The organism is Alicyclobacillus shizuokensis NBRC 103103, from assembly GCF_001552255.1.
Taxonomy (GTDB): Bacteria; Bacillota; Bacilli; order Alicyclobacillales; family Alicyclobacillaceae; genus Alicyclobacillus_G; species Alicyclobacillus_G shizuokensis.
The window spans coordinates 39,793-49,023 of sequence record NZ_BCQV01000036.1; the positions used below are offsets into that span (position 1 = coordinate 39,793).

General features: G+C 55.3%; 11 protein-coding genes and 1 riboswitch. Of the genes, 7 read left to right on the forward strand and 4 right to left on the reverse strand.

Going from position 1 to position 9,231, the window contains the following annotated elements:
• The first annotated feature begins 193 nt into the window (after positions 1-193).
• Positions 194-799, forward strand: coding sequence for a DedA family protein (locus ASH01S_RS13625; RefSeq protein WP_245629084.1), 606 nt, complete (start codon positions 194-196; stop codon positions 797-799).
• 212 nt (positions 800-1,011) lie between these two features.
• Positions 1,012-1,146 (forward strand): hypothetical protein, encoded by a 135-nt coding sequence (locus ASH01S_RS19530; protein WP_281178226.1) that lies wholly within the window; start codon positions 1,012-1,014, stop codon positions 1,144-1,146.
• 259 nt (positions 1,147-1,405) lie between these two features.
• On the opposite strand, the gene ASH01S_RS13630 is transcribed toward ASH01S_RS19530, so the two are convergent.
• Positions 1,406-2,275 carry a MetQ/NlpA family ABC transporter substrate-binding protein gene (locus ASH01S_RS13630; protein ID WP_067929000.1) on the reverse strand — a complete coding sequence of 290 codons (870 nt, stop codon included), beginning with the start codon at positions 2,273-2,275 and terminating at the stop codon, positions 1,406-1,408.
• 114 nt (positions 2,276-2,389) lie between these two features.
• Positions 2,390-2,488, reverse strand: a riboswitch (SAM riboswitch).
• A 259-nt stretch (positions 2,489-2,747) separates the two neighbouring features.
• Here ASH01S_RS13630 and ASH01S_RS13635 point away from each other — a divergent pair.
• Together ASH01S_RS13635 and ASH01S_RS13640 are read left to right on the forward strand one after the other, a co-directional pair.
• Positions 2,748-3,824: a methionine ABC transporter ATP-binding protein gene (locus ASH01S_RS13635; RefSeq protein WP_245629085.1), complete on the forward strand. Its 1,077-nt coding sequence runs from the start codon at positions 2,748-2,750 to the stop codon at positions 3,822-3,824.
• Positions 3,821-4,477, forward strand: coding sequence for a methionine ABC transporter permease (locus ASH01S_RS13640; RefSeq protein ID WP_067929001.1), 657 nt, complete (start codon positions 3,821-3,823; stop codon positions 4,475-4,477). The genes ASH01S_RS13635 and ASH01S_RS13640 overlap by 4 nt, the downstream gene beginning before the upstream one ends.
• A 112-nt stretch (positions 4,478-4,589) precedes the next feature.
• On the opposite strand, the gene ASH01S_RS13645 is transcribed toward ASH01S_RS13640, so the two are convergent.
• Positions 4,590-5,333: a L,D-transpeptidase gene (locus tag ASH01S_RS13645; RefSeq protein ID WP_083517173.1), complete on the reverse strand. Its 744-nt coding sequence runs from the start codon at positions 5,331-5,333 to the stop codon at positions 4,590-4,592.
• A gap of 394 nt (positions 5,334-5,727) precedes the next feature.
• On the opposite strand from ASH01S_RS13645, the gene ASH01S_RS13650 reads away from it, so the two are divergent.
• The 3 genes from ASH01S_RS13650 to ASH01S_RS19700 all read left to right on the forward strand — a co-directional run bounded on the left by ASH01S_RS13650 (position 5,728) and on the right by ASH01S_RS19700 (position 6,745).
• Positions 5,728-5,955 carry a hypothetical protein gene (locus tag ASH01S_RS13650; protein ID WP_067929002.1) on the forward strand — a complete coding sequence of 76 codons (228 nt, stop codon included), beginning with the start codon at positions 5,728-5,730 and terminating at the stop codon, positions 5,953-5,955.
• Between the two features lie 190 nt (positions 5,956-6,145).
• Positions 6,146-6,460, forward strand: coding sequence for a GNAT family N-acetyltransferase (locus tag ASH01S_RS13655; protein ID WP_245629086.1), 315 nt, complete (start codon positions 6,146-6,148; stop codon positions 6,458-6,460).
• A gap of 84 nt (positions 6,461-6,544) precedes the next feature.
• A complete protein-coding gene (locus ASH01S_RS19700; RefSeq protein ID WP_373278581.1) occupies positions 6,545-6,745 on the forward strand; it encodes a DUF6904 family protein in 201 nt (66 codons plus the stop codon).
• Positions 6,746-7,087: 342 nt separating this feature from the next.
• On the opposite strand, the gene ASH01S_RS13665 is transcribed toward ASH01S_RS19700, so the two are convergent.
• Together ASH01S_RS13665 and ASH01S_RS13670 are read right to left on the reverse strand one after the other, a co-directional pair.
• Positions 7,088-7,687, reverse strand: coding sequence for an acyl-CoA-like ligand-binding transcription factor (locus ASH01S_RS13665; protein ID WP_067929004.1), 600 nt, complete (start codon positions 7,685-7,687; stop codon positions 7,088-7,090).
• A 15-nt stretch (positions 7,688-7,702) separates the two neighbouring features.
• On the reverse strand, positions 7,703-9,231 hold a 1,529-nt coding region (locus tag ASH01S_RS13670), incomplete at its 5' end, for a DHA2 family efflux MFS transporter permease subunit (RefSeq protein WP_217996332.1).

Genomic DNA, 9,231 nt, shown 5'->3' on the forward strand with positions numbered 1-9,231 from the left:
CGAGTCATGCCGTCCTTTAGGATGGGTGGAAAACCGAGAATTATGAGGGGAATCTTGATCAGGCAAGAGAGACACGCCGATGCAGCCAGACGCGTGCTGGACTTGGGTATAGCGCCTTCCGTTTGGCGCCAGACTGGGAGAATGGATATCCCGTGCTGAAAGGGAGAGCAGCGCGAATCTTCGATGCAGGAGCATGAACGTGCATTTTGACATTCAGGAATGGTTGCAACACTATGGCTACTTCGGCGTACTCCTCATTCTGCTGTTGGAGCCCATCGGCATTCCGTTCCCAGCGGAGACGACATTGACTGTGGCCGGCATTGAGTGGACCCGGGGCGTGTTTCACCTTCTGCCCCTCTGGCTGGCCGCCGTTGTCGGCAACGTCACGGGATCCACCGCCGCCTACGCCATCGGGCGCTATCTGGGGCGTCCCGTGATTGTTCGCTTTGGGCGGCACGTGGGCATCACTCAGACGCGTTTGGATGCAGCAGCAAATTGGTTCAACCGCTACCAGGGCGGGATTCTCCTGGTGTCCAAGTTTATTGCCGGCATCCGTGTCCTTGTCCCCTATGTGGCCGGCATTGAAAACATGTCTCTCATTCGATTCAGTCTCTATAACGTGTTCGGCACCCTGGTTTGGACGGTCATCTTCATTGTGTTGGGACGCACACTCGGTGTGGAGTGGGCGCGGTATCACCACCTTCTCGAGGAACACCGGGCGGTGATGGGGGTCGCTCTCATCGTCTTGGTGGCTGTTTTGGTGAGCTGGCGTGTGTACAGGCGGCGCAAATCGGCGTGAGCAAAGACGCTGTTCCATTGGCAACGGGCGGGACGCCAGCGGGGTCGGTGCTATCGGCGCCCCACGCGCACACGCAGGCACACAGAGATACGGTGTGATACGGTGTTCGCGATCCGGCTGGTAGGTTCGGGCGCCAGCACGGGTTATCTGCCCTGGCGCCGCACCTCAGCCCCTCATAGCATGAACCATCTCAGGAGAGGGGAGTGTGTGCGTTGTACGGAGCGTTTGGAGGCTACACCCGTTGGGCGGTCGTGTTCCTTATCATCTTCGTCCTGTTCTTCCTTTTGGTGCCGGCCGTATATGCTGGCGGCGCCGACGGAGCCGTAGGGGCGCCGGGCGCGTATTGAGGCCGGTTCATCGGACCGCGTCTCCGATCTCGGCTTGTGATTGACCCTGCGCATGGCCCTTGGCGCACCGGCAGGCCGTGAAGGCACGGAGGCCATCTCCTGCCCTGGCCTGCTGGCATCCCTTTGCCAGCCGCCGCGGCTTCACACTGTCAATGGATTCCTCTAGTTTCCAGATAGCCCAATCCGGTCTCGACTGATGAAAGACGGACGATGCCCCCAAGCCGGCACAGCCTGAGGGACCGCCCGTCGTCATCCCGGCTTACTTGAGTGGAATGGGCTTGCCAAAGACCGGAGCCACCGAACCATGATAGTGGTTTTCAATGAACTTTTTCACAGCTTCCGAGTTCAACGCTTTATCCAACTTCTTGATGGCCGGCTTGTTTTGTTCCCCATCGCGCACGACGACCACGTTGGCGTACGTCCTGGCAGCCTGGGAATTCGCCTTTTCCACGGCCAGTGCGTCGGACACCTTGTACCCAGCCTGCAGCGCGTAGTTTCCGTTGATCACCGCGTAGTTCACGTCCTTGGCCATGCGCGGAATGGCGGCCGCATCCAATTCCTCAATGCGCAGATGATGCGGATTCGATACAATGTCATTCGGGGTCTCAGACAAGCTGTTCGGATCTTTCAACTTGATCAGCCCGTTGTTCGCCAACAGCAGCAGTGCCCGTCCCTCGTTCGTGGTGTCATTGGGAACGGCCACGGTGGCGCCGTCCGGAATGTTCTGCAACGATTTGCTTTTTCCAGGATAAAGACCGAGCGGCTCGAAATGAACCATGATTGTCGGTACCAGGTCGGTATGGTTCTTCTGATTGTACTCCTCCAGGTAGGGAACGTGTTGGAAATAATTAGCATCCAGTTGTCCTGACGCCAAGGCCCGATTGGGTTGGACGTAGTCATTGAATTCCACGACCTGCAAATTGACCCCTTTCTTGGCCAGAATGGGCTTGACATAATCCAGGATCTCGGCGTGGGGTACCGGGGTCGCGCCAACCTTGAGCACCGTATCCTGCTGGGATGATTTGGCCGTGGACGGATTCGTCGATTGACTGCTGGCTCCGCAGCCTGCTGTGAGCGCTGCGCCGATGCCAAGGACGGCCGCAAAGCGCAGGATGTTGCGGGTGTTCATCTGAATCTCCTCCTAGCTTGGTCTCTCTGTCGCCTGGGTCTATACCGTGGCCCGGCCTGCGTCTCGCGCTTGGCATGAAAAAACCTCTTCCCAAGGGAAAGAGGCGGAGTGCACCTCTTATCTCTCGGAATGCATCCGCAGGAGTTAGCACCGTGCGCGTAGCCGGTTGCCGGGCATCATAGGGCCAGTCCCTCCGCCTACTCTGGATAAGAGTGTAGATATATGGGGTTATGCACAACCATTTATACGCGAAGCCACCTCCGCTTGTCAACTCATCGATCTCTGGCTTGTCAAGCGAACATAAAATGGCTAGAACGGGGGACCGAGTGCATTCATCGGGGTGCCCGGATACTGCACGCCTTCTCGAGCGTGTTTTCATAGGCAGGTCTTTCCCTGCAGGGAGGGATAGGCGACGATAGAGTTACGAGGGATTTGCAAACTGTACGGACAGCCCAAAAAGCCCGTGGTTGCCTTGGACCACGTCAACCTTCGCGTGCAGGCGGGGGAGATCTTTGGGCTGATTGGGTACTCTGGGGCAGGGAAAAGCACCTTGCTGCGTTGCGTGAACCTTTTGGAGCGTCCCACCCAGGGTGAGGTGTGGGTGGATGGACAAGAGATGACCCGCTTGAATAAGCGGCAGCTGCAGTCGGCGAGACGACAAATCGGCATGATCTTCCAACACTTTCACCTTCTCGCTTCCGCCACGGTCGCCGACAATATCGCCTTTCCATTGCGTTTGGCCCGCCACCGGAACGCCGACGTGACAAGCCGCGTGAACGAGCTGTTGGACTGGGTGGGGTTGTCCGAGCATGCCCACAAGTATCCCGCACAGTTGTCCGGCGGACAAAAGCAGCGTGTAGCGATTGCTCGCGCCCTGGCCACGCGGCCGAAGATTCTGCTGTGTGACGAGGCCACGTCCGCCCTGGACCCTGAAACTACGCGACAGATTCTGGATTTGATTCTGCGCGTCAACCGCGAATTAGGTGTGACCGTTGTGGTGGTCACGCACGAGATGTCCGTGGTGCGCCGGGTCTGCGACCGCGTGGCTGTGATGGAGGCCGGGCGCATTGTGGAGAGCGGATCGGTTGTGGATACGTTTTTGTTCCCCAGGCACGAACTCACCCGGAGGCTCCTGGCGATGGATGATGAGAGCGAGGCGAACTTATCGGCAGAGGTGGCGCACAGGCAGGGGAACCGGCTGGATGAGTGGCCCGGCCGCAAGCTGCGGCTTGTGTTTCGTGGCGATGCGGTCTATCGACCCATTTTGTCGGAAGTCGCCCAGATGACAGGGGGCCACTACAGCATTCTTCAGGGAACGGTGGATGTCATCAAGGATGTGCCGTACGGGCGGCTGCTGATGCAGTGGTTCGGGGACGATACGGCCGTGGCCCAGGCCATCGCCGCATTGGAAGAGCGTGGCTGCCGTGTGGACGTCCTGGATGACACCTCCAGTTTGCCGGTTGCCGATTCACCCCGACCGTTGGATGACGCTTCGCGCCAGCAGGGGTCAGTGAATGTCGGGGCCGGAGCAGGGGGGGATGCTGGATGAGCAATCTTGTCTGGCCGGATATTCTCCAGGCGACCTGGCAGACCCTGTATATGGTAGGGGTCTCCACGTTGTTTGCCACTGCGCTTGGGTTGCCGATGGGCGTTTTTCTGGTGCTGTTTTCCACACGCCATCTGATGCAGCGGCGAGTAGCCTATCAGGCGTTGGCGGTCATCGTCAATATTATCAGATCCGTTCCATTCATCATCCTGTTGATTGCCATTATTCCGTTCACAGAGTGGATTGTGGGTACCTCCATCGGCGTTAACGCAGCCATTGTGCCCTTGACCGTCGGGGCGGCGCCGTTTTATGCCCGTGTGGCGGAGACGGCGCTGCGCGAAGTGGAGTCCGGAGTTATAGAAGCGGCACAAGCGATGGGTGCTTCCGTGTGGCAGATTGTATGGCGAGTGTTGTTGCCCGAGGCCCGGCCTGGGCTGATAGCCGGCGTTACCATTACCGCCGTGACTCTGGTCGGCTACTCGGCGATGTCGGGGGTGATTGGCGGCGGAGGATTGGGGGACCTGGCTGTCCGTTACGGATACGAACGGTTTGAAACGGGCGTGATGTTGGTCACCACCGCCATTCTGGTCATTATCGTTCAGTGTATGCAAATGTTAGGGGACGTGTTGGTCAAACACTACGCCCGTCGTTCGTAAGTCTGCGGCGAAGTCATCCCGTCCGGGCGAGCCGGTGCGAGCTGGATGCCATGCCGTCCGTATGGCACGCCGGCCCTCCTGGCTCGCCCGTTGTGTTGGTCTGGTCCTGCGTTTAATCATGGATGACGACCTTCGTGCCGGTGGGAATGTGTTCATAGACCCACTTGGCGTCCGGAATGGTCAGATGGATGCAGCCGTGGGAATCTTCCTGGCCGAGCTTTTCGGCATCCTTAACGATGACATGTCCGCCCTTGTCCATCGGCACGCTGTGAAAAAGGTATTGGCCATGGTTCAACCATGAGACCCAATACTTGGCTCCTTCGTGGAATCGCGGGGTGTAGAACCACGTGCCTCTTTCCGGTTGCACGTAAAAGGTGCCCCGCGGCGTGTAGGTTGCCTTGCTGCCGTCCACACCGGAGGAAATGATCATCGTGTAGAGGGTCTTTTGTCCCGATTTGATGTACATTCGCTGCTGAGAGATCGACACGTCTATCCAGACCGGCTCTCCGGGTTGCAGCTTGGGATAAGGTCCATCGGAAGGTTCGTTCCAGTTCACGGTGGGTGTTGCCGTGGAATGTGAATCGAGTTGCGCGGTGGCAAGTGAGTGGCTGCCCAATGTTGCGGCAGGATCCTTATGGTTCTTCGCAGAAACTGACGCCTCGCTTGGTGGAGATGATTGGTGTGCAGGGACATTCTGTCCGCCCAGAGCGTGTTCGGGAGCCGCGTTGGTCGACGCTGCTTGATTCGACGTGTTGTTGCGTTCTGCGGTATCGGAGGATACGGATGTTCCGCAGGCAGCCAGCAACCATCCGCACAGCACGACCGCCGTGGCGAGTCGGAACGAGGCCCAGTGCATGCGCTTCTCTCCTTGTCTGAAGGCTTTCCTCAGTATACAGGATGTCTGCCTATGAAGCCAGTCCATTTCGACACATTTCGAGGGATTCCTGTATGCAGAGGGACCGGATACACGCCTTGTGCGTTACGAGAGTGGCTCCGTCGCTCGTCCCCGTAGAGTCGAGCGGCGAAAGCCATACTCATGGAAGCACTGTTGGCCTGGGGGGCAGCCGGCGGCTTTTTTGCCTTGCAGAAGTTTGTCTAACGTTCCAACGCTTGATGGTCGCTGGGACCATTGTAACCCATTTCACAAAAACCCAAAGTATATTAAAGTTAAGCTTGGCGGGCCCGTGTGAACGTGGTGTCCTCGCGACATCGCAAGAATTCAATCCGATGGAAAACGGAGGAGTTATGATTTGGAAAAAGACCAGCATCGTTCTTGGGTTCGCTCCCATCACGTGTCTGTGAGAGAAGACCACGGTGAAATCTTTGATGATCGCCTCAACGTCATGGCGGACGCAGTCACGCCTTTGCATTTGAAACTGCAGCGCATCAACCGGGGAGAACAGGAGAATCAAGAAAGCTATGATCTGCCGCGCAGCTTCTGGTCTTGGACGAACCGTTTGCAGGCTCGAGAAGAATAATTATGAAGCAAGCAGGTTGCGGGGAGGAACTATATGGTAAGGATCGTACAGGCCTCTACAGATGATCATTTCAATCAAGTAAGAGAACTGCTTGTAGAATATGAAAAATCATTAAGTATAGACTTGGGATTCCAGAATTTCAAAGAAGAATTGAGAAATATCCCTGGAGAGTACTTCAGCAGGTGGCTGTATGCTGCTGGCTCTAGATAATGAGCAAACGATAGGATGTGTGGCTCTGAGGAAGATAGATGAAAACATCTGTGAAATGAAGAGATTGTATGTCAAACCAGGTTGGAACGGAGAAGGAATTGGAAGAAGGCTTGCCACGTCTATCATTGAAGAGGCCAAGACTCGTGGTTATTGCTTTATGCGATTAGATACCCTGCCAACAATGGAGAAAGCTATCTCACTATATCAATCTTTGGGGTTTTATAGGATTGAACCGTATAGATTTAATCCCATTGAAGGAACTCTGTATTTGGAATTGGATTTAGAGAACAAGTGACACGCTGTTTAACCAACGGGGGAGATGGTGCAATAAGGGCACGGCGCATACTGGCCCCTTTTCTATTGTTCAGTTTTCGGGACCATTGGATATGCGACTCAATATCTGGATCTGCTGGACATTCGATACCTGGAAATGAGGGATAAGGACGAACGGGCAAATGCTCTTACGAGGATGGTGAAGCGGATGGTCGAGAGAAGGGCAAGGAATATCAGGAGATCGAGGGATAGGAAAGGAAAAAAGACTTGGGAAGGACAGGGCTGGAGGGGTAAACCTTCATGGTGAACAAACAAGAGAAATCGCTTGGAGATGCATTTCGCAATCAAGTTTGTAGTAAACGTTACGTGATTAGAAGCCTTTTTATATTGGTGCTATTGGAGGCTGGATTATTGTACACCCACGCCCCCTGGTGGAATTATTTAGTTGCCATATTGATTTACACCCTTCTTATATTCACATTTGATTTCTTGCTACTCTTGTACCTGGAGAGAGAACGAAAGAAACGGTAGCCAGAAGTTTTCCAGACCGTGTTTCAGGAGTATCTGCATGTGCTGGACGAGACCGAGGAGCGGATCCCCCGGGTGGATACCGTTTTAGTGTAATCCCAAACCATCTGACGTGATCGGCCTACAAAGATATCCCTGACTCCAGCAGCGCGAATCCTTGGTCCATCAGCGATGCAATGTCAGTATGTGGGTCATCTGCCATTGTTTCCATCGCGGCCATCCCGACACCGATAATGGCGCCCGAAATCACGCGAATTTCGAAATCCTGCGGGCTGCGTCCTGTTCGCTCAGCGAGTGCCTGCGCCAGAACGTGCATTGCTTCGGTAAATTGGTCCAACATTCTGGCGCGCAATTTGGGAACGGACAGAATCAGTGCGATCCGCTCCTTCTGTTCATGTCGTTGCTCCGCAGACAATTCGGAGAAGAATTTCCGGAAAGCTTCCCGCAGAGCTTCAATCGGTGCCAAGTTCGGTGGTTGGGCATTGAAAGCTCTAATAAGAATCGGATCGGAATCGTCTTGCAGCACAACGTCCTCTTTGGTAGGAAAGTAGCGGAAGAACGTCGTTTCCGAAACCTCAGCGGCCTCGATGATCTGCTCTACAGTTGTTTCATCGTAGCCTTGTTCACGAAACAGGCGCAGTGCATGCGCCTGGATTGTAGCGCGTGTCTTTGCCTTTTTACGCTCACGCAAGCTCAGCGTGCTTTTGTCCTTTGCAGCCATAAGGTGCTCCTTCTTTCAGTATTTCATCGCCTCGTTCTCACGCTTTCGACCTGGTAGGAAAACGACCGTCAAAATGAGGCCAAGGATGGAGATACCCATCGACACCAAGAGTGAGGTGTCCATACCACGGACGAAGGCGTGGCGGATCGATTGTTCCAAGGACGTCGATCCGATGCTGCGAGCGACGGCTAATCCGGCAAAAATGCTTCGTCGAACCGCTTGAACTTCCTGGGATGGCAGTCCGGACAGGATTAAGTGGCTCTGATACGAGTTACTCAGCACACTTCCCATGATGGCTGTTCCGAATGGTGCTGATACTTTCTGTAAGAGTTGGACCACTGCCGTGCCAATCCCGCTGTCTTCGTGTGACAGCCTCGACAGGGCAGCCGATGTGGCGGTCGCTAAGGTCAGCCCAACACCGAATCCGACCAGTGCCATCCAAACTGCGGAAAAACCAACGCTGCTGTCGATGTGGGTAGTTGCTCCAATTATAAACCCTGCACATGCCACCACGTAACCTAACGAGGTGGCAATCTTGTCTCCTCCAACACGATTGATCTGACCTGCAGGCACAGCACCCGCAATGAGCCCCCCAATCAGCGGCAGGAGCCTCCATCCGGATCCCATGGTACTCGTGCCTAACACTCCTTGAAAGTACTGCGGTGTGGTGAACAATACCCCGATTAAGGCGAGTCCCGGTACGGCGGAGAGAAGTGCACCAAACGCAAACGAGCGTGATTGAAACAGGGAAAGGTGAATCAGTGGTTCCTTGCCTGGTCGGGCACCTTGTCGTTGTTCCCACAAAGTGAACCCGACAAGAACCACCAGGCCAATCCCGATAAACAACAGAGCTTTCGCGTTTCCCCACCCGTTATCTCCGGCTTCAATCAAGCCATATGTCAATGCAACCAATCCGACGGTGGACGATGCAACACCGATTGCGTCCAATTTTGGTTTAGCGGCAGCGCGTGACTCGGGAACGAGTGGGGCAACCACGAGGCATGCGACGAGAATGACAGGGACATTGATGAGGAACATCCACCCCCACCAAAAGTGAGTCAGCATCCAGCCTCCGAGAATCGGGCCGAGCGGAAGTCCCAGAAAATTCGCCGCTTCATAAATACCCACGGCTTTGGGGCGCTCTTGCTCATTGAATAACACGGTCAGCGCCGACATCGCCATGACCGTCACACCAGCCCCGGCGACGCCAAGGAGGACGCGGGCTGCGATAAATACGCCGGTTGAATGTGAGTATGCGCAGGCAGCGGATCCCACTCCAAACAACACTAATGAAGCGAGCATGATCTTTTTCCGCCCGAAACGGTCACCGATAAAACCCACTGGCAGCACCGCCGCTGCAAGCATCAGAAGATAAGCGGCTGAAAACCATTCAAGGTCCGATTCTGACGCGCGAAAGGCTTTTGCGAGTGTAGGTAATGCCAGGTTGAGAACAGTGCCATCCAACGTTACGGCTAAAATTGACAGACTCAGAGCTGCTAACGCGAACCATTTGCCTGCGCTGTCCCCCATCATGTGTGTAACGG

Bases quoted from the DNA above. Each gene is read 5' to 3' on its own strand.
- ASH01S_RS13640 (WP_067929001.1), top strand. From the start codon at position 3,821: ATGAGCAATCTTGTCTGGCCGGATATTCTCCAGGCGACCTGGCAGACC.
- ASH01S_RS13645 (WP_083517173.1), bottom strand. From the start codon at position 5,333: ATGCACTGGGCCTCGTTCCGACTCGCCACGGCGGTCGTGCTGTGCGGA.
- ASH01S_RS13630 (WP_067929000.1), bottom strand. From the start codon at position 2,275: ATGAACACCCGCAACATCCTGCGCTTTGCGGCCGTCCTTGGCATCGGC.
- ASH01S_RS13625 (WP_245629084.1), top strand. From the start codon at position 194: ATGAACGTGCATTTTGACATTCAGGAATGGTTGCAACACTATGGCTAC.
- ASH01S_RS13655 (WP_245629086.1), top strand. From the start codon at position 6,146: ATGCTGCTGGCTCTAGATAATGAGCAAACGATAGGATGTGTGGCTCTG.
- ASH01S_RS13665 (WP_067929004.1), bottom strand. From the start codon at position 7,687: ATGGCTGCAAAGGACAAAAGCACGCTGAGCTTGCGTGAGCGTAAAAAG.